The following is a 19,232-nucleotide window of genomic DNA, read 5'->3' as shown; positions in this document are numbered from 1 at the left end:
CACATCTGACTATCGGTGATAATGAATGAGCATCATTGTAAATAAATATAAATGTGGGTACTGCGGTGCATGTGTGGGCGTCTGCCCAACTGGAGCATTAGAGCTCATCGAAACATGGATAGAAGTAGACAGTAAAAAATGTACTGGATGTGGCATATGCCAGAAGATATGCCCGCTTGGAGCTATCGAGGTGGACAGATGAAAAAGGAATATGATCTTATTGTAATCGGCGCCGGTCCCGGAGGATCCATTGCTGCTAAAACAGCTGCAAAGGAAGGACTTGACGTACTTCTAATAGAGAAAAGACAGGAGATAGGAGATCCGATCAGATGTGCTGAAGGTGTGGGTAAATACAACCTGAAACAACATATCGAGCCCGATCCCAGATGGATATGTGCTGATCTGAAAGGCTCATGTATCTTTTCGCCGGATGGAACTGAGATCGAAATGGCAGAGGAGATCGCCGGCGGAGAGGTTGGATATGTACTTGAACGAAAGATATTCGACCGGGCACTTGCAAATGAAAGTGCTATTGCCGGGGCAGAAGTGATGGTTAAGACCAGGGCCACTGACCTTATAATTGAGAATGAGACCGTCTGCGGTATCAAGCTCATGCATATGGGTGAAGAATATGAAGTGCGCTCAAAGATCGTCATCGGTGCTGACGGAATGGAATCAAAGGTCGGGCGCTGGGCAGGTATCGACACATCGGTAAAGCCCGCAGACATAGAAACATGTGCACAATATCTGGTATCCAATGCAAATATCGACCAGGAATTCTGTTATTTCTACCTTGGAAATGAGATCGCACCTGCAGGATATATATGGTTGTTCCCAAAAGGTGGCAACAAAGCCAATGTTGGAATTGGAATACTGGGTAGTAAATCCGGTGAAAATAGACCTATTGATCTTTTGAATGAATTTATTGAAAAGAACATGCCTGACGCAAAGATCATCGAGATGGTCGTCGGAGGAGTTCCGGTATCAGGTACCATAGACAGGACTATCGCCAATGGCCTTATGCTCGTCGGCGATGCTGCCCGACAGTCCGACCCTATCACCGGCGGAGGCATCATTAATGCCATGGATGCGGGAAAGATCGCCGGAGAGGTTGCTGTAAAAGCAATAAGGAAAGGAGATAATTCTACAACGACCTTGCAGGAATACGAAGACCTCTGGAGAGAAACAATTGGCAGGGAGATCGACAACAGCCTGATAGTCAAGGAGACGTTTGTCAATTTCACAGATGAGGATCTGAACTCACTTGCTAACTCACTCAAGAACGTTAATTTCACAAGCATGAGCCTTCTGGACCTCTTACTTGCTCTTTTCAAAGCAAACAAAAAACTTCTCTGGAACCTCAGGGGACTCTTTAAGGACATTGTTAAGAACGACGTTGACTTTAAATATAGATCCTGATCATATTATTCTTGTTCCATCCTGAAAACGAATGGAACAAAATCTTATTTTAAATTATCTTCTCCAGAACTCCGGAGTAAGCATAACTATAACAGTGAACACTTCAAGTCTGCCTATCCACATATTGGCGATCAGCACTAGCTTTCCAATAGCAGGAACAGTACTGAAGTTTGCCATTGGCCCTACCATATTAAAGCCTGGACCGATATTGCCAAGAGTTGCTATGGATGCTGTGACGGAACTGGTAAGGTCCATTCCAAATATGGAAAGGATAGCTGAACTTATCAAAAAGATAAGGAAATAGATCACCACAAATGAGATTATCGCATGCATGATGTCAACTGGAACGCTCTTTCCGTTAAATTTGATAGGCCTCACAGCTTTAGGGTGAATAGCTTTGAAAAGCTCACTACGTGCGTATTTCAGCAAAAGGAGAAGACGTACGACCTTTATGCCACCTGCAGTAGAACCAGCACAGCCACCAATGAACATCATCGCCAGTAAGACGACCTTTCCCGAATCGGCCCACAGGTTGAAGTCAGTGGTCGCATACCCTGTTGTCGTCAGTATAGAGACAACCTGGAAAACAGCATACCTGAAAGATGTGGGGATAGAATCGGGCGTGTCCCTCCAGAGGATCAATGTCAGAAGCACCGTCGCAAGACCTACGATCACAAAATAGAACTTGAACTCATTGTCCTTTAGAAGGCTTTTTTTATCAGAATATAAGGTCTTGTAATGCAGGGCAAAGTTCGCACCTGCAATGAACATAAAAAGCGTGATGATACCTTCGATGAGAGGACTGTTAAAAGCTGCAACACTGTCTGCATAAGGTGAAAAACCTCCACAAGCCATCGTGGTAAAAGTATGCATACAGGCATCATAGAAGGACATACCTGCAATGAGCAGTAGAAGAAGCTCCACTACGGAAATAGATACGTAGACAGCCCAGAGTATCTTTGCGGTTTCCCTTATCCTTGGCTTTAGCTGGTCCTCCTTGGGACCCGGGGCCTCAGCACGGAACATCTGACGCCCTGCAACTCCCAGCTTTGGGAGAATTGCAATGAACAACATGATAATCCCCATGCCACCAATCCATTGGGTCATACTTCGCCAGAACAGAAGACTTCTTGAATGGGTTTCAATATCTACGAAGACCGTTGCCCCGGTCGTTGTAAAACCTGACATTGACTCGAACAGGGCATTAAGAAACGTTACTCCGTCGAACATATACGGAATAGAACCAAAGAGTGCTGCGGCAAACCATCCAAAAGCAACTATAGCAAAGCCTTCACGTTTCTCCCATTCCCTTTCATCTGATGAGGAATACCTAAATGAAAGTATAGATCCAACGATCGTAGTAAATGAAAACGCGACTGCAAAAGGATATGGAGATTCACCATAATAGAGGGCAACTCCCAGAGGGACCAGCATCATCGGGCCAAGAAAACGAAGAAGTGAGCCCAATACGCTAAATACGATCCCGAAGTTCATCAAAACACGCCTATTTTAAGTTACTTGAACAATCTTTCGACATCCTGATGTGCAGAAGGCAATGAGAATATGAGCACACGGTCGCCTTCCTTGATAATATAGTTACCGCGAGGTACGAAAGTATCGCCTTTATGGACCACCATGCTGACAAGTGCACCTTCAGGGAACTTGACGTTCTTCAAAGGTTTTCCAACTACCTTTGACTTGCTTGATGCAGTATATTCAATGATCTCCGCCTTTTCGCCCTCGATCATGGTCAGGGCTTCAATGCCTGTACCCATGGTCAGTTTCAATACTTCATTAATGGTAGCTTTCCTTGGACTTACAGCACGGTCCACACCTACAAGTTCGAACAGTGGAACATAATCAAGATGATCAGCACGTACAACGACCTTTTTGGCACCAAGCTGCTTTGCAAGCAGAGCACATAACAGGTTCTTTTCATCACTGTCCGTCACAGAGATAACGACATCCATATCCTGGACACCTTCTTCTTTGAGAAGGTTGATGTCCGTCCCATTGCCTTTCAGAACAAGTACTTTTGGAAGTGCTTCAGCAATGAACTCGCATCGGTCCCTGTTCTTTTCGATTATCTTTATAGTGGCATGGCTTTTTTCAATAAGCTTTGCAAGATAGAAACCAACGGTACCTCCACCGATGATCATCACCCTGCTGACGTTTTCCTCATGGCCTGCAAAGAGGCTTCCTACATTGGCCATGGCATCAGATTTTCCAATGACAACAACATGATCAGCACTATGTATCACATCGTCCCCATGAGGAATAATAATGTCTGATTGCCTGTAAATAGCACTAACTATGCAGCAATCAGAAAGATCCAGGTCCTTCATATTCTTGTCCACAAGATCGCTGTCCTCAGATACAACGAATTCCATCATCTTGATCTTGCCATCTGCAAAGACCTCAGCATCAATAGCCGAGGGGATAGAAAGGATCTCGGCAACCTCTGAAGCGAGGGAGAGTTCCGGACAGATCATGACATCAATACCTATCTGTGTGCGAGTTGCAATCGGCCTGTCAATATAATCTGGATTTGTGACCCTTGACATTGTTTTGAACGGTCTGTAAGAAGGAGCCAGCAGTTTGGCTGCTGTACATGCAACAATGTTCACTTCATCTGAACCGGTCACAGCAACAAGGAGATCAGCATCGTTGATCACCTGACCTAATATGGATATATTAGCACCATTCCCATGAATGACCTGTACATCGAGCTCATCTGCACGTGCACATGCATCCTCATCATTATCAATGACGATAACATCATTGTTGAGATAAAGGGAACTTGCTATATGATACCCTACCTCACCGGCTCCGACGATTATGATTTTCATAAAGATCACACTAACCTATGAAAATAAATTGGAAGTATAAGATATGGTTAATACCCGGTATCAGTGTTAAAGTTTACTCCACATAAATGACGACCGATATAAAAATAAGAAATGTCCCCGCCCTGTTATCAGGAGTCAACAGGACCGGGAATAGTATTAGAAATAGCAGTTTCAAAAGCGTCTTTCATCTTGTCAAAGAATCCTTTGCCACCTTTTGATCCTTTGGACTTACTACCACTGAGCTTATCGAGCTCTTCCAGCAGATCTTTCTGTTTATCAGTGAGGTTTGTAGGTGTCTCAACAACGACCTTCACAAGCTGGTCACCCTGGCCATGTCCATGAAGATGTGGCATTCCCTTGCCTTTCATACGTAGTATTGAATGTGTCTGGGTTCCTGCTTTGACCTTCATCTTGACCTTGCCATGAAGCGTCGGGACCATTACTTCAGAGCCAAGAGCTGCCTGAGAGAACGTAATAGGGACCTCATAGACAATATCATCACCTATGCGATCGAACTTCTCATGAGGTTTTATATGGATCACAACATAAAGGTCACCCGATGGTGCACCCGGACTTCCTGCTTCACCCTCCCCGCTGATCTTCAGACGCAGACCGGTATCAGCACCTTTTGGAACTCTTACTTCGATCTTGCGTACTTTCTTCTGCTTACCTGAACCTTTACAGACAGGACACGGAGATTCGATGATCTGACCCCTACCGTGACAATTGTCACATGTAGTAGTAGTCATGAAGTTACCAAGTGGGGTTCTTCGTGAATGGGTCATCTGACCGCTGCCACGACATTTCGGACAGGTGGTCGGACTTGTGCCCTCCTTCGCACCCGTACCTCCACAGGTCTCACAGTTCTCTGCTCTTGGAACATTGATCTTCACCTGTTCACCGAAAGCAGCCTGCTCCAGAGTTACGGCCAAGTCATATCTAAGATCAGAGCCCCTTGTCGGACCCTGCCTGCGACGACCTCCACCGCCAAAGCCACCGAAACCACCAAAGCCGCCTCCGAAGATACTGCCAAAGATATCACCAAGGTCTTCGAAACCGCCAAAATCAGCATTCCTGAAAATATCTTCTGTGCTATATCGACCGTCTATACCCGCATGGCCAAACCGATCATACTGTGATCTTTTCTCATCATCGGACAGCACAGCATAAGCTTCGGATATCTCCTTGAACTTCTCTTCAGCACCATCATCCTTGTTCTTGTCAGGATGGAATTTCATCGCAAGTTTGCGATATGCTTTCTTGATATCAGTCTCAGAGGCATCCTTGGCTACACCAAGTATTTCGTAATAATCACGTGTGGTCGACATTAAATCTCCTTTATGGATAAATTAAAGTGCAGATGGGAAGCATCTGCACCTATACCTTCAAGATATTTATTTGTCTTCGTCGACAACCTCATAGTCCGCATCGACAACAGTTTCATCGGATCCGGAGTCTGAAGTGGATGCCCCTGCATCTTCGGAAGCTTCAGCACCTGCAGCTGCTTCCTGCTGTGCCTTCTCGTACATTGCAGCGGAGACCTTGTAAACAGCTTCCTGTAATGCTTCGGTCTTAGCTTTGATAGCTTCGATATCTTCGCCTTCCAGAGCCTCTTTAAGATCAGCCATAGACTTTTCGATCGTGGCCTTCTGTTCGTCGGTTGCGACATCTCCAGCCTCTTTCAGGGTCTTCTCAGAAGCATTGACAAGAGATTCTGCATTGTTCCTGATCTCTACCTCTTCCTTACGTGCCTTGTCCTCTTCTGCATGGGATTCAGCATCCTTCACCATCTGGTCGATCTCCTCGTCGGACAATCCACCAGGCTTCTGGATAGAGATAGACTGTTCTTTACCGGTACCAAGGTCTTTTGCATTCACATGAAGGATACCATTGGAATCAATGTCAAAGGTCACTTCGATCTGTGGCATTCCCCTTGGTGCAGGTGGTATGCCATCCAGTACAAAACGACCAAGGGTCTTATTAGCAGAAGCAATTCCTCGCTCACCCTGCAGGATGTGGATCTCCACAGATGGCTGGCTGTCTGCAGCAGTTGAGAATATCTGGCTCTTCTTTGTAGGAATGGTAGTATTCCTTTCGATCAGCGGTGTTGCAACGCCTCCAAGGGTTTCGATACCGAGTGAAAGAGGAGTAACATCGAGCAACAGAACATCATGGACCTCTCCACCAAGTACACCTGCCTGAATGGCTGCACCGACTGCAACTGCCTCATCAGGATTGATGTTCTTGTATGGGTCCTTTCCAATGAAATCCTTCACAAGATTATATACCGCAGGGGTTCTGGTAGAACCACCGATAAGAAGCACTCTGTCAATGTCCTTTGGAGTTACTTTTGCATCACTAAGAGCCTGTTTCATGGAAACAAGTGTCTTCTCCACAAGATCTTCGGTCATCTTCTCGAACTGTGCCCTTGTAACATCAATATCAATGTGTTTTGGCTGGCCGTTAGAATCTGCTGTAATGAAAGGCAGGTTCACGTTAGTTGAAGCAACGCCCGAAAGCTCGATCTTTGCCTTCTCAGCAGCATCATTAAGGCGCTGGAGTGCAGCCTTATCATTTGACAGGTCGATACCTTCAGCTTTCTTGAACTCACCGATCAGGAATTCAGTGAGCCTGTGATCAAAGTCATCGCCACCAAGATGTGTGTCTCCACTTGTGGAAAGTACTTCAAAGATACCGTCTCCAAGCTCAAGAACGGATACATCAAAAGTGCCTCCTCCGAGATCGTACACAAGGATCTTGTGGTCGCCTTCCTCTTTGTCAAGACCGTATGCGAGAGATGCAGCTGTAGGTTCGTTGATGATCCTCATTACCTCAAGTCCGGCGATCGTACCGGCATCCTTGGTAGCCTGCCTCTGGGAATCATTGAAGTAAGCAGGTACAGTTATAACAGCCTGTGTGATGGTCTCACCAAGATATGCTTCAGCGTCATCCTTGAGCTTGCGAAGGATCATTGCAGAAACTTCCTGTGGAGTGTAATCCTTATCGTTCAGATTTACTTTATAGTCTCCCTCACCGATGTGACGCTTAATGGAGCTTACACTGTTATCAGGGTTGGCGATCATCTGTCTTTTTGCGACCTGTCCTACAAGCTTTTCCCCTTTCTTGGAAAAACCAACTACTGAAGGAGTGGTCCTTGCGCCCTCTGCATTAGGGACAACGGTAGGTTTTCCGCCTTCGATAACAGCCATACATGAATTAGTAGTTCCAAGATCAATACCTAATATCTTTCCCATGATAATACCTCACTTGTCTTTGATTATTAAATAGTTAATAGCAATTTGGTTTTCTTTATGATATTACTAAAGAGATATACCCCATAATATCAAATGTTAGTTCTCATCCGGATTATCTGCAATTGTTACCATTGCATGACGTATGACCTTCGAGTTCAGTTCATATCCGGGTTTACAGACATCAACAACATGGTTGTCAGGATGTTCTGAGGTCTGGACATGCATCATTGCTTCATGAAGGTGCGGGTCGAATTCTTTACCGGTGCAATCGATCTTTTTCAGGCCTTCCTTTTCAAGTATAGAGACGAATTGTCTGAATACCATCTCAACACCTTCAATAACTGAATTCACGTCATCAGCCTTTTTTGAAGATTCAAGAGCACGCTCAAAGTTATCATATACTTCCAGCATTTCGACCATCATATTCTCCAGAGCGAACTTGCGGAACTCTTCCTTCTCGCGCATGCTTCGCTTTCTGAAGTTCTCGAACTCAGCCCTCTGGCGAACCAGTTGTTCTTTAAGTTCCATGATATCAGAATCCGCAGGAGTGCCATCTTTATTTTGGCCACCGGCCAGGTTTTCCGACAAATCGTCGCCTTTACAGCCAGTACACGAATCCTTCTCTTCTTTAGTTTTAGATTTCTTTCCAGATTTACCTGCCATTGATCACGACTCCGCCATAATTTATCAGCGGTATAACATAACAGCAGATGATTGTTTGAAGTTCTATAAATACGTTACGGTTTTGTGTGCATGCTACACTAAAAAAGAACAGACCAAAAACAAGCTCCAACAAGCGCCTTTGGCCAAAATGGCTCAGGCATATTCTGCCTGCATCTTATAGGAAAGCAATTTGACAAGCAACATGCTTGCTATCATACAGATCGCAAGTGCTGACACCAGCCGATCCCATCCCAATACACTGAGACCGTCCTTCAGGACAAAATCAACGCCTCCAAAGAACGAAAAGATAGAGATGGTAGCTGCAAGTGACACGACACATCCACCGATAAGCGCACCGATCTGGTCGGCACCCCTCTTCTCAAAGAATACCGAACCCACTATGAAAACCACAGCAAAGATCAGCAATATGACAGAAGAAGGCATTGGACTGATGCCGCTAGAAAGAATGTTCATAACTCCAAGAGCCATACCTATCATAAAAATGGACATGGTACCTGAAACAGCAAGCGCCTGTAAAAAAGGATTATCTGAAATTTCCGCATTCATCCTTTGTATCCCTCGCGTTGTAATTTGTATTGCTGATATATATAGTAATTGTCGAGGACACACAATAAATAAAGAATATATTCAGGTCACCATGATCCACAGTAAATAACAAATAAGATGATAGAATCTCACCTTACATGAAAATACTTCTTTCGGAATATGCTGTCAGCACCGGCATGGGTGGAACCTACCTATTAGAAGGTAAAGCAATGCTCCACACCCTGGCATCAAGTTTTTCACGCCTTGGCCATGAGATGATATACACATCGTCCGGACCATCGATAGAATATGGCAGTTCTGTTGCTTCCAGCGAGGACAGTATCAATGAAATTCTGGAGAAACAGGCAAAAGATTGCGATGCAGCCCTTGTGATCGCACCTGAAGAGCTTTTACCCGGGATCACAGCCATAATCGATGATAACACACTGAACCTCGGCTGCTCCTTTGAGTCAGTAACTATTTGCTCGGATAAACTGGAATGTACCAGAAAACTGGAAGCCGCATCAATTGCGATCCCGGGAACTTATTCTGCTGACCAAGCAATACCAAAAGGTAAACGCTGGATCGTTAAGCCAAGATACGGCTGTGCATCAGAAGATACATTCGTATGCCACGACCCGAAATTGGAAGAAGGACAGATCGCAACGGAGTATATCGAAGGAGAACACCTAAGTGTCAGCCTAATCTGTGGAAAGGAGACACTCCCATTAACAGTGAACAAGCAGATGATAGATATCGATCCCGAGAGGGATGCATCTTCTGTTGTTTACTGCGGCTGTACGACGCCATACCCTACCGAAAGGGAGCAGGAGCTTTATGAAACAGCCATCGAGGCAACCAGAATACTTGAATGCAATGGATATACCGGAGTGGACATAATACTGGGAGACAGGCCATATATAATAGACATAAATCCAAGACCCACAACGTCCCTTGTGGGTATTACTAAGATAATGGACAGGGAGATAGCAGAACTTCTGATAGCTAATGCTCTTGGGCAACCACTCCCACAGATAAATATTACAGGAAATTACTCGTTCACCAAAGAGGAATTGATATGAGATATATTGGAATAGACATTGGTGGAGCTAACACAAAGGTCGCCTCCTCTGATGGAGAAATCAAAGAACTGCTCTACATCCCTTTATGGAAGGACACCACACTTCCATCAGCCCTTAAGGACCTATCAAAAAGACTCAAACCCGATGCTCTGGCTGTTGTGATGACAGGAGAACTTGCAGACTGTTTTGCGGACAAGGATGAGGGGGTCAGCTTTATTATGAACGCTGTGAACAACGCTTTCGACTGCAAGATAGAATACGTGAACAACAGTGGACACTTCCAGGACACCACCCGGAACACAAGGGACCTTGCTGCTGCCAATTGGGCTGCATCTGCCCGCCTGATAGGAAAAGAGGTCGGAGATTGCATTTTTGTGGATGTGGGTAGCACCACCAGTGATATAATTCCTATTAAGAACGGCAAACATGTGGCAGGATATACCGATTTTTTCAGGCTGCTTCGCAGTGAGCTGGTATATGCAGGAACCTTGCGCACGAACCTTGCGGCCCTGCTTAAGACCGTAGAACTGAAGGAAGGAACATGTCGCGTCTCTTCCGAACTTTTTGCCACCACTGCTGATGCATACATGCTTCTTGGCGATATAGACAGGGACCTGTTCACATGCGAGACCTCAGATGGTGCCGGCAGGGACAGAATCGACTGCATGCGAAGACTTGCACGTGTCGTATGTGCCGACCTTGCAGAGATCTCTGAAGAAGACCTGCTAATGATAGCAAAAGATGTGAAAGAAACACAGATATCCCTGCTTTGTGAAGCTATATCCACCGTGGCTGAGAAGAACGGTCTTGACACTATTGTCTCCGCCGGACTGGGAGAATTCATGATAGAAGAAGCTGCAATGCGTCTTGGCCTTGATTGCTTCTCCACTTCCGACAAGTGGGGACCGGAGATCTCAAAGGTTTTCCCTGCTTACGCTGCTGCAAAGTTGCTTGAAGAAGAAAATGTGAACTAAGATCCTGCGATAAGAAATGAAAGTAGTCCTTAAGATCGGTGGAAGCCTGATAGAACAAGCCGATGGTCTGTTAAAAGCAGTCACGGAACACATTGCCAGCACAGGAAGCAAAGTAAAGATAGTGGTCGTGCCAGGAGGAGGTATCTTTGCCAATGGCATTAGAGAAGCAAGCAGGACACATTCGATCGGTGATGAGGCTGCCCACTGGATGGCTGTGGCAGCAATGGAACAATATGCATACTTTCTTATGGACAAGAGCGGGGTGCCTTTGATAGATGATACGGATGATGTGCCTGAAGGAATATCCATCCTGCTGCCATACCAATTGCTAAAGACCACTGACGAACTCGAACATTCATGGGATGTCACATCAGACACCATAGCTGCGTGGGCTGCGCATCGAATCGATGCAATACTTGTCAAAGCCACAGATGTTGATGGCGTGCTAAATGAAGGTGAACTTATCGAAGAGATCACTGCTAAAGAACTTGAGAGCATGGGTGAGACATGCACTGACCGGATACTACCACATATATTGGACAAATATGGTATGGACTGTGTCATCGTTAACGGAACCTGTCCTGAAAGAGTGGTTGCTGCTATCGAAGGGAAAATGGTAAGGAGTACACACATCAAGGGGAATATTTAAATTATATACCGCGTATGTACAGAAACCGTTATAGCTTATCGCGACACGAAGCGTTTCGTTCAAGCATTATACATATTTACAGAATCAAAAGGAGTATTACAATGGCAAAAGTTGAACAATGCACATCATGTGGAGTTCGCCTTGTTGAGAAGGGATTCACAAGATTCCCATGCCCAGCATGTGACACCGAGCTTGGAAGATGTACCAAGTGCAGACAACAGAGCAACCCTTACACATGCCCTAAATGCGGCTTTGTAGGACCCTGAGGGACCAATATGGGAGAAGTAGCAGCAACAATGAAGATCATGCCAGCAGGCGTCGAGACCGACCTGGATGACCTGAAGAACAAACTCGAAGCAGCATTGCCAGAAGGTTCATCGATCTATGCATCAGAAACAGAACCAATTGCTTTTGGATTAAAGGCACTTAAGGTAGTAGTTCTTGTAGGCGACCTTGAAGGTGGCACAGAACCTGTAGAAGAAGCTTTTGCAGCTGTCGAGGGTGTCGAGAGCGTGCAGGTTACCGAATTGGGCAGACCTGTATAATCGCAAAGAACTTTTTCTTTCCTCTTTTTTCTTTTTTCTTTTCTTTTGATTTCCCTTAATTTCTAGTAATTTCTTTAAATATCATCACGGGCTCGTAGATCAGGGGGAGATCGTTACGTTCGCAACGTAAAGGCCGCGGGTTCAAATCCCGCCGAGTCCATCTTGGACTAGCATAAAATTTCTGCATTAACAAGTTAATTTTATTTTTTTATTCAATAGCTGTTTTATACTATAGATGTGGCAAATACAATACTTCAGAATTTAAAAAAGTAAAATAATTCACATGAAATGATAACAAAATAAACACATATTGGGCTAAATAATCACAATTTATTTAAAGTTCGTGTTACTTCATGTTTATGAGGATTCATACTAAAAGGAGGATGAAACATGAAGAAAACAATAATTATCGGATCAATTATTGCACTTATCTGCCTTACAGGCCTTTCAAGTGCACATTTTACGATGATATTTCCAAGTGACAGTGAAGATAGTGTATGGGATATCACCCCGGAAGACTACATTGCAGAACTTGGCGATACAAAGACCATCTATGTAATGTGGGGACATCCTTATGAACACATCTCATTTGACATGTCAGACGTACCTGAGATCAAGGTAACAAAACCTGACGGTGCAGTCGAAGTTCTCACTCCGGAAGAAGTCATGATGGACAGCATGGATGAGGAAGGTAACATGGGGACTTTCCTTTCATACAAAGCATCATTCACAGTCGACCAGTATGGCGACACTGTTGTATCAGTCAAGTATAAAGATGCGGACGAAGACATGATCGATTACACCAAAGCAGTAATCCACTGTGGAGAAGAAATGTGGTTCGGCTGGGATTCAATGGTTGACCAGCAGACAGAGATCATCCCATACATGCGCCCATATGGTATGGAAGAAGGATTCGTCTTTGCAGGAAAAGCACTTTACAATGGTGAACCCCTGGCAGACGCCGATGTTGAGGTTGAGATATACCACGACCTTGAAGCAGGAATTGAGATCGTAGAACAAGCAGAAGAACTTTACCCATATGATGCGCCAATGGTATTCACAAGGCTCACAAGATCTAATGCTGACGGAGAGTTCATGTACACTCTCGATGAACCTGGCATCTGGTTCGTTGGTGCTACCATGGAACCTGAAGAAGGACAACCTGTAAGAGGAGTGTTCATAATTCCGGTACTTGAAGAATTCCCTGCAGAAGAGACAGAAATTGCAGTTAGCGAAGAACCTGAAGAAGAAGAAGAAGAAGAAGAAGAAGAAGAAGAAACTACACCAGCCACACCCGGATTTGAATCTGTGTTCGCAGTTGCCGGACTTCTTGCAGCATTGTTTATCGCAGGAAGAAAATTATAAAATTAATCATGGGGATGACTTCCCCATCAATCTTTTTTTATATTTGATTATCAGTCATCCATATTAAATTAGATAAAACACAAAACTCGTTATAACAAATATTACAAAGGAGAAAACAAGTATGCATATATCTGACGGCGTACTATCCCCCGCAGTGATAACTGCAGGTTGGGCAATAACGGTCCTTCTGCTTCTTGCAACCCTCTGGTGGGGCAAAAGGGATGTAGACATCGCCGAGGAGATACCAAAGATCTCTGTCATGACAGGAGCTTTCTTTGTGGCATCTCTGATACATGTATCCATCGGACCTACCAGTGTACACCTTGTGCTCAACGGGCTTCTTGGAGTGGTCCTCGGAACCCTCGCATACCCTGCGATCTTCATTGGTCTTGTCCTTCAGGCGCTATTGTTCCAGCATGGAGGCATAACAAGTATTGGTGTCAACGTCATCAATATGGGCATACCTGCACTGATCGTCTACGGGGTATTCAAAAAAGGGTATTCGACTGGGATCAACCCCTCCATACTTGGCACAATTTGCGGTTCAATGGCAGTACTGATCTCTGCAATAATGCTCGCCATCGTGCTCATATCCACAGGAGAAGAATTCACAGAGGTTGCCTACGCGGCTGCTGCTGCCAACATACCGATAATGATAATCGAAGGAATATTGACAGGATCTGTAGTCACATTCCTCCTGAAGGTCAGGCCTGAACTGCTACCCATCAACAAGGAGAAATAAAAATGGCCAATTATAAGATAATATGGGCACTGGCATTTGCATGTGTTCTTTTAACAGTAATTGCACCTGCTGCGTCCGCACACCGCGTCTATGCACAGGAGCAAGTAACTGAGGTACAAATACGATCATGGTATGGAGGCGGAGACCCAATGCCAAATGCCGACATCAACATTTATGCCATAAAGAACGGCGAGGAAGATCTTTATATCACAGATGTGACCGATGAGGAGGGACTATACTACTTCGAACCAAAACTTGGTGTTGTAGAATATAGAGTAGTGGTCTCCCAAAGCGGACACCAGAAAGAGATCACTTTCAACGTTGCAGGTTCTGAAGGCTCTGGAGAAGAAGCTGAACTCCCACTCTCAGCAAGAATTGTAGCAGGGTTTGGGTACCTTGTGGGGCTTGCTGGTTTTGGAATGTACCTGTCAGCGCGCAAAACAAAATAAAGAACAACTACTAAAAAACGATACAGGAGAATAACACATTGGACTACCCCGAAATAGACAGGTATGCTTCAATTGATTCACCCATACATAATTTCGACCCGCGTGCTAAGATCATTACGTTCATGGTAATGATATTCTCCTTTGTTTTTTTGGACAGCATTACAAAAGCCCTTGTTGGCCTGGGGATAGCCAGCCTGATATACATTATAGCAAAACTTCCAAAAGCATTTGTAATACATCGCCTGAAAGTTGTTTTCCTGTTCCTGTTCCCCCTACTTATTATCATGCCACTTACCGTTGACGGACAGGCCATCGCACAGTATCACAGCATAACGATCACACTGGAAGGATTCCAGTACTCCTCCCTGGTCATAATAAGGGCACTTTCAGCTGTTACACTTGCACTTATAATGCTTGGGACCACACGTTTTGACATCACGATCAAGGCACTCTATATGCTCAAGGTACCGGGAACGCTCATACAAATGTTGATGTTCACTTACAGATACATATTCGTGATAATGGATGAGTTCCAGAGAATGTGGAAAGCCATGGAATCAAAAGGATTCAAACTTAAAGCGAACAGGTATGGGCTATCCGTTCTCGGGAACATGATAGGGATGCTGATCATAAAAAGCTATGACAGAGCACAGCGTGTTTACCAGTCAATGATATCCAAAGGCTATACTGGTAACCCCGGGACAATAGTGAACTTCAAACTGCAAGCAAAGGACTATGCTATCGCCCTGCCCATGATCCTAATTGCACTTTTTATGCATACCTATCACCTGGTGTTATAATGAAAGAAGCGATTTGTGTAAAAGGACTTACATATTCATACCCTGACGGAACCCCTGCACTGGGAGACATTAACATCACCATCAATGAAGGGGAAAAGATAGTGATCATCGGACCAAATGGTGCTGGGAAGACCACTTTCTTCTTACATCTTAATGGGACTCTCAAAAGCCAGGATAACAGGATACTGATAAAAGGAAAAGACATAAACGGAATGAGCAATAGTGAAAGGATCCGAAAAGTAGGGATCGTATTCCAGGATCCTGACGATCAGCTATTCATGCCAACAATATTCGATGATGTTGCTTTCGGACCCATAAACATGGGGATGCCTGAAGAAGAAGTTAAAGAGAGAGTAAAGAAGGCACTTTCGAAAGTAGGGCTTGAAGGATTTGAAGAAAGAGTTCCACACAACCTGAGCTACGGGCAGAAAAAAAGGGCAGCACTTGCAGCAGTCCTTTCAATGGAACCGGAAATACTAATCCTTGATGAACCTACTGCAAATCTTGACCCGAAGAGCAGGGCAGACTTTATCAAAGTTATCAACAACCTGAACAAAGAAGGAATTACTACAATGATCGCGATGCATGATGTTAATGCATTACCCGATCTTGCAGACAGGGTCTATGTGCTCAACAAGGGCATCATTGCTGAAGGTTCACCAATGGAAATATTCTCTGATTGGGACCTGCTGAAAGATAATAACCTCGAGGCTCCGGATATTTTTAAATTCTTCAAGGTTCTGGGATGTTTCGGATACAATTGCGAAGACCTGCCACTCTCACTTGATGAAGCTGTAGAGGTACTTGCCAGAACCATTGAAAAAGAGAACGGACATGTGCATCTGCATATCCATGAGCATACACATGCAGAAGTAAAGGATGTTATGCACTCATACAACCATCATACAACATGGCATGAGTGAAAAAAAATAAAAGCCGGTCACTCATCGCCTATGAAGAAAGATCTTGCGTTCGTAACCGCATCCATTACCATTTCTTCAATATCAAGCTTTTCTTCTTCCCTGACAATTAGATCGAATGCAGCATTGATCTCCGGGCGTGCAGGAACTGCACCACATCCGGATGTCGGCATAATGGAGACATCATAGGTACCAATACGCCTTGCAAGATCAATGATCTCAGTCTTGTCAAGTCCGATCAAAGGATGATAAAGAGGTATTCCAAGGCCGTATATCTCAGCATGCATGTTAGCAGCTGTCTGTGAAGCGACCTGCCCGATGGAAGAGCCAGTAACAATGCCGTCAGCGCCTTCTTTTTTCATTATTTCATATGCCATGCGATACATAGTGCGCTTGCACAGAAGGCAGGTGTTCTTCTCATTACATTTTTTAATGATTGTGTCAAGATTCTTGCCATGTGGAACATCATACATCTTGATACGATCTGCAGGAGACCACCTCTGTAACACTTCCACACATTTCCTCGCCCTTTCATGCGCACTTTCCTCAGCAAAAGGCTCATTGTTAGCATAAACAGGTATTATCTTCACACCCCGCCTCATCATAAGCCAGGCTGCTACCGGAGAATCAATGCCTCCAGACATTAGAACGATCATCTTACCCTGAGTCCCAAGAGGTAATCCACCCACACCTTTCACGATGTCAGTGAATACATATGCCCTGTTCTGCCTCATTTCAACGAAGATCTCACGATCCGGATCAGAAAGGTCCACTTTCGGAGTCCTTCCAAGAGATTCCAGGCGACCCCATACCGCATCTCCACAAAGGCGTCCAATATCAGTGGATGAAAGACCAGTTTTACCCGAGCGGCGTGCACGAATGCCGAATGATTCGCCATCTTTGATCCGATCAGCACCAATATCGGCACACACCTTTGCCGCGACATCAATATCAGCTTCGACCTTTGCAGCAGACGAAGCGGACACGACTCCAAAAACATCTGCGGCTGCCTTTGCGGCGGCAGGATCATCAGATTCGATAAAAATACGGCCCCATTCCCTGTAGACCCTGGAGAACGATATATTCTCCTGCTTCAGCATGGCTTCAAGGTTACGAACCAGAACCCTCTCATACAGATTCCTGACACCCGGACTCTTGAGAGCCAATTCGCCATATCTTACAATAACCACGTCATACATGAGGCATACTTATTCATACATCTTTTTTAAGCTATTTGGTAAAGGCAAAAGTGACCAAAAAAATCAAAATGCCGAAAACTATATATATTGATGAGATGATTATATAGGTTTACTGTCCTACCAGAAATGTGGGGCACAATGTCAATTTCGGCATCAGAAGAGATATGGGCGTGTTTGGGGAGTGGGAAACTCAACACAACATTTAGAGTAATCTTTGTAGATCAGATCCTGCGGTGTGAAATGAATTTGAAATTAGGGGGAAAACGTAACATGAAAACATTACACAAATGTCCAAAATGTAGTTCAAGATTGGAATTGAAAGGGGAAAACATACAGGTTTGCAGTGTCTGTAAATACTGGACAGAAGCAGGAACTGCAAGACTTGACTCCATTACAATTCTTGAGTGAGGTGAGATCTTGGAAATTACTTTAAAATGCCACATGTGTGATGTTGACCTGAAGATCATGAGGATTGGCGACAACGCAATGTATTATTGCCAGAAATGTGGAAGAACGACATCCATTGACGCTACCTACAATATTTCAGAACAATCCGCTTATACCGCCTGATGTGAACTGCCTGCGATCTTCCTCAATTTCGTAACATAGGAATAAAGGCTTTCCACATCTTTAATCTCTTTTTTTACCATTGAACTCAAGCGTTCACGCATATACATATCTACATCAATACCAAAATACCGGAGGTCTTCCGAGATCTTTGATGCCAGTAAGTCACCACGACGATCCCAGTCGGTCAGGATTATTACCCTTTTACCAGTATTAACGATCCTTGCAGAAACCTCTGTAAGAGGCCGGTGGGTTGCAAGTTCAATAGCCCCATGAAAGCCTAACTTTCTCAAAGAAATGACATCCCTTTTCCCTTCAACAACAATAAGATCACCTTTATTCGAACATTCCAGCATCTCATCAATAAGTTCCTCGATCCGTTCAAGCTTTCGTTGGTATACAAAAATAGGTGCTTTCAGGTGAGGCCTGCCCACTGGCACATTTCCAGTCTGCTCATGTTCTGACATTAAGATAGAATATTGGAACTCAAACCTAAATAACCATCCCACAAAAATAAGGCTCCGCACACCATACACATCGATAATGTTATATACAAATGTCTATTAAACTTTATACAGATGGTATGATCGACCAGGCCATCAAGGAGTGTATACATGGTTTGCATCTTTTGTGGAAAGGTTTGTACAGAAGCCGGAGTGGAAGGCGAATATGGGAAAGAGGTTGCTGAAGGTCGCATCGTCGGGCATACTCACATTTGCCTGGATTGTCTGGCAGAGTTAAAAGAGATCCTTGATATTGAAGAAATTGAAAAGAAGCTCGCTGAGACCGAATACGAAATTTTTGAAGAGACCACACACTGAAAGACATTAATTGCTTAGCATAAATTAATAAAAAGAAGACAGTCCAGGCAGTTTCAACTGTATGGAACTATCAAGAAGAAAATCATCTTTTAATAAAGAATTCAGTGAATTCATCAGAAGCATCGATCCAGTCAACATCGATGCCTTCAACGTTGGAAAGCTCAGGTCCGATACTCAGATTGTCCAATAGCTCCGATATAAGAGATCTTTTACCCTGTGCAATGACCTTTACACGCCCATCAGGTAAATTCTGGGCGTATCCGACCAGACCCAATCTGGTCGCCACCTTCTGAGTAAAGCCCCTGAAATACACACCCTGAACCCTGCCGGAAACATACATCTCCGCACAGACGTTATCACTATTTTCTGACATAATTCACTTTCTATT

General features: G+C 44.4%; 24 protein-coding genes and 1 tRNA gene. 16 read left to right on the top strand and 9 right to left on the bottom strand.

The window, feature by feature from the left end; all coding sequences use genetic code 11:
* The first annotated feature begins 25 nt into the window (after positions 1-25).
* Both BMX02_RS01535 and BMX02_RS01530 read left to right on the top strand, forming a co-directional pair.
* The gene (locus tag BMX02_RS01535; RefSeq protein WP_091688449.1) at positions 26-202 is read left to right on the top strand and encodes a 4Fe-4S binding protein; all 177 of its coding nucleotides are present in this window, start codon (positions 26-28) and stop codon (positions 200-202) included.
* Positions 199-1,419: an NAD(P)/FAD-dependent oxidoreductase gene (locus BMX02_RS01530; RefSeq protein ID WP_091688447.1), complete on the top strand. Its 1,221-nt coding sequence runs from the start codon at positions 199-201 to the stop codon at positions 1,417-1,419. Before BMX02_RS01535 ends, BMX02_RS01530 begins: the two co-directional genes overlap by 4 nt.
* A 54-nt stretch (positions 1,420-1,473) precedes the next feature.
* On the opposite strand, the gene BMX02_RS01525 is transcribed toward BMX02_RS01530, so the two are convergent.
* The 6 genes from BMX02_RS01525 to BMX02_RS01500 form a co-directional block, all read right to left on the bottom strand.
* Positions 1,474-2,913, bottom strand: coding sequence for a TrkH family potassium uptake protein (locus tag BMX02_RS01525; protein ID WP_091688445.1), 1,440 nt, complete (start codon positions 2,911-2,913; stop codon positions 1,474-1,476).
* A gap of 20 nt (positions 2,914-2,933) precedes the next feature.
* The gene (gene trkA / locus BMX02_RS01520; RefSeq protein ID WP_091688442.1) at positions 2,934-4,268 is read right to left on the bottom strand and encodes a Trk system potassium transporter TrkA; all 1,335 of its coding nucleotides are present in this window, start codon (positions 4,266-4,268) and stop codon (positions 2,934-2,936) included.
* Positions 4,269-4,396: 128 nt separating this feature from the next.
* On the bottom strand, positions 4,397-5,596 hold the full coding sequence (gene dnaJ / locus BMX02_RS01515) for a molecular chaperone DnaJ (protein ID WP_091688440.1): 1,200 nt from the start codon (positions 5,594-5,596) through the stop codon (positions 4,397-4,399).
* A 66-nt stretch (positions 5,597-5,662) separates the two neighbouring features.
* Positions 5,663-7,522 carry a molecular chaperone DnaK gene (dnaK, locus tag BMX02_RS01510; RefSeq protein ID WP_091688438.1) on the bottom strand — a complete coding sequence of 620 codons (1,860 nt, stop codon included), beginning with the start codon at positions 7,520-7,522 and terminating at the stop codon, positions 5,663-5,665.
* Between the two features lie 96 nt (positions 7,523-7,618).
* Positions 7,619-8,185 (bottom strand): nucleotide exchange factor GrpE, encoded by a 567-nt coding sequence (gene grpE / locus BMX02_RS01505; protein ID WP_091688436.1) that lies wholly within the window; start codon positions 8,183-8,185, stop codon positions 7,619-7,621.
* A 153-nt stretch (positions 8,186-8,338) separates the two neighbouring features.
* Entirely contained in the window at positions 8,339-8,752 is a 414-nt protein-coding gene (locus BMX02_RS01500; RefSeq protein WP_091688434.1) for a heat-shock protein, read from the bottom strand.
* Between the two features lie 137 nt (positions 8,753-8,889).
* On the opposite strand from BMX02_RS01500, the gene BMX02_RS01495 reads away from it, so the two are divergent.
* From BMX02_RS01495 to BMX02_RS01445, 11 genes are all read left to right on the top strand, one after another.
* Positions 8,890-9,813 (top strand): ATP-grasp domain-containing protein, encoded by a 924-nt coding sequence (locus BMX02_RS01495; RefSeq protein WP_091688432.1) that lies wholly within the window; start codon positions 8,890-8,892, stop codon positions 9,811-9,813.
* Entirely contained in the window at positions 9,810-10,787 is a 978-nt protein-coding gene (locus tag BMX02_RS01490) for a hydantoinase/oxoprolinase family protein (protein ID WP_091688430.1), read from the top strand. The genes BMX02_RS01495 and BMX02_RS01490 overlap by 4 nt, the downstream gene beginning before the upstream one ends.
* 16 nt (positions 10,788-10,803) lie before the next feature.
* Complete coding sequence (locus BMX02_RS01485; RefSeq protein ID WP_091688428.1) at positions 10,804-11,436, top strand: amino acid kinase family protein; 633 nt, start codon at positions 10,804-10,806, stop codon at positions 11,434-11,436.
* Positions 11,437-11,537: 101 nt separating this feature from the next.
* The gene (locus tag BMX02_RS01480) at positions 11,538-11,702 is read left to right on the top strand and encodes an HVO_2753 family zinc finger protein (protein ID WP_091688426.1); all 165 of its coding nucleotides are present in this window, start codon (positions 11,538-11,540) and stop codon (positions 11,700-11,702) included.
* Between the two features lie 9 nt (positions 11,703-11,711).
* The gene (locus BMX02_RS01475) at positions 11,712-11,981 is read left to right on the top strand and encodes an elongation factor 1-beta (protein ID WP_091688425.1); all 270 of its coding nucleotides are present in this window, start codon (positions 11,712-11,714) and stop codon (positions 11,979-11,981) included.
* A gap of 88 nt (positions 11,982-12,069) precedes the next feature.
* Positions 12,070-12,141 (top strand) — tRNA-Ala (locus BMX02_RS01470).
* A gap of 230 nt (positions 12,142-12,371) precedes the next feature.
* Positions 12,372-13,346 (top strand): DUF4198 domain-containing protein, encoded by a 975-nt coding sequence (locus tag BMX02_RS01465; protein ID WP_244625116.1) that lies wholly within the window; start codon positions 12,372-12,374, stop codon positions 13,344-13,346.
* 121 nt (positions 13,347-13,467) lie between these two features.
* On the top strand, positions 13,468-14,088 hold the full coding sequence (gene cbiM, locus BMX02_RS01460; RefSeq protein WP_091688423.1) for a cobalt transporter CbiM: 621 nt from the start codon (positions 13,468-13,470) through the stop codon (positions 14,086-14,088).
* 2 nt (positions 14,089-14,090) lie between these two features.
* Positions 14,091-14,537, top strand: coding sequence for a carboxypeptidase-like regulatory domain-containing protein (locus tag BMX02_RS01455; RefSeq protein WP_091688421.1), 447 nt, complete (start codon positions 14,091-14,093; stop codon positions 14,535-14,537).
* 38 nt (positions 14,538-14,575) lie between these two features.
* The gene (cbiQ, locus tag BMX02_RS01450; protein WP_091688419.1) at positions 14,576-15,337 is read left to right on the top strand and encodes a cobalt ECF transporter T component CbiQ; all 762 of its coding nucleotides are present in this window, start codon (positions 14,576-14,578) and stop codon (positions 15,335-15,337) included.
* Complete coding sequence (locus BMX02_RS01445) at positions 15,337-16,260, top strand: energy-coupling factor ABC transporter ATP-binding protein (RefSeq protein WP_091688417.1); 924 nt, start codon at positions 15,337-15,339, stop codon at positions 16,258-16,260. The genes cbiQ and BMX02_RS01445 overlap by 1 nt, the downstream gene beginning before the upstream one ends.
* Before the next feature lie 17 nt (positions 16,261-16,277).
* Here BMX02_RS01445 and thiI read toward each other — a convergent pair whose 3' ends face one another.
* Entirely contained in the window at positions 16,278-17,456 is a 1,179-nt protein-coding gene (thiI, locus tag BMX02_RS01440; RefSeq protein WP_091688415.1) for a tRNA uracil 4-sulfurtransferase ThiI, read from the bottom strand.
* Positions 17,457-17,726: 270 nt separating this feature from the next.
* Here thiI and BMX02_RS11750 point away from each other — a divergent pair, with 270 nt between their 5' ends.
* Together BMX02_RS11750 and BMX02_RS11745 are read left to right on the top strand one after the other, a co-directional pair.
* Positions 17,727-17,864: a hypothetical protein gene (locus BMX02_RS11750; protein WP_167879302.1), complete on the top strand. Its 138-nt coding sequence runs from the start codon at positions 17,727-17,729 to the stop codon at positions 17,862-17,864.
* A gap of 9 nt (positions 17,865-17,873) precedes the next feature.
* Complete coding sequence (locus BMX02_RS11745; RefSeq protein WP_167879301.1) at positions 17,874-18,026, top strand: hypothetical protein; 153 nt, start codon at positions 17,874-17,876, stop codon at positions 18,024-18,026.
* On the opposite strand, the gene BMX02_RS01430 is transcribed toward BMX02_RS11745, so the two are convergent.
* The gene (locus BMX02_RS01430) at positions 18,014-18,490 is read right to left on the bottom strand and encodes a toprim domain-containing protein (RefSeq protein WP_091688411.1); all 477 of its coding nucleotides are present in this window, start codon (positions 18,488-18,490) and stop codon (positions 18,014-18,016) included. The two genes, BMX02_RS11745 and BMX02_RS01430, sit on opposite strands and share 13 nt — an antisense overlap.
* A gap of 147 nt (positions 18,491-18,637) precedes the next feature.
* Here BMX02_RS01430 and BMX02_RS01425 point away from each other — a divergent pair, with 147 nt between their 5' ends.
* Complete coding sequence (locus tag BMX02_RS01425) at positions 18,638-18,844, top strand: hypothetical protein (RefSeq protein ID WP_091688409.1); 207 nt, start codon at positions 18,638-18,640, stop codon at positions 18,842-18,844.
* A gap of 82 nt (positions 18,845-18,926) precedes the next feature.
* Here the strand turns inward: BMX02_RS01425 and BMX02_RS01420 are convergent, their stop codons facing one another.
* Positions 18,927-19,217 carry an acylphosphatase gene (locus BMX02_RS01420; RefSeq protein ID WP_091688407.1) on the bottom strand — a complete coding sequence of 97 codons (291 nt, stop codon included), beginning with the start codon at positions 19,215-19,217 and terminating at the stop codon, positions 18,927-18,929.
* Between the last annotated feature and the right edge of the window lie 15 nt (positions 19,218-19,232).

The sequence above is a fragment of the Methanococcoides vulcani genome, assembly GCF_900111645.1.
Taxonomy (GTDB): domain Archaea; phylum Halobacteriota; class Methanosarcinia; order Methanosarcinales; family Methanosarcinaceae; genus Methanococcoides; species Methanococcoides vulcani.
Note: the sequence above shows the minus strand (reverse complement) of the source record. Positions and strands in the feature narration are given on the sequence as shown.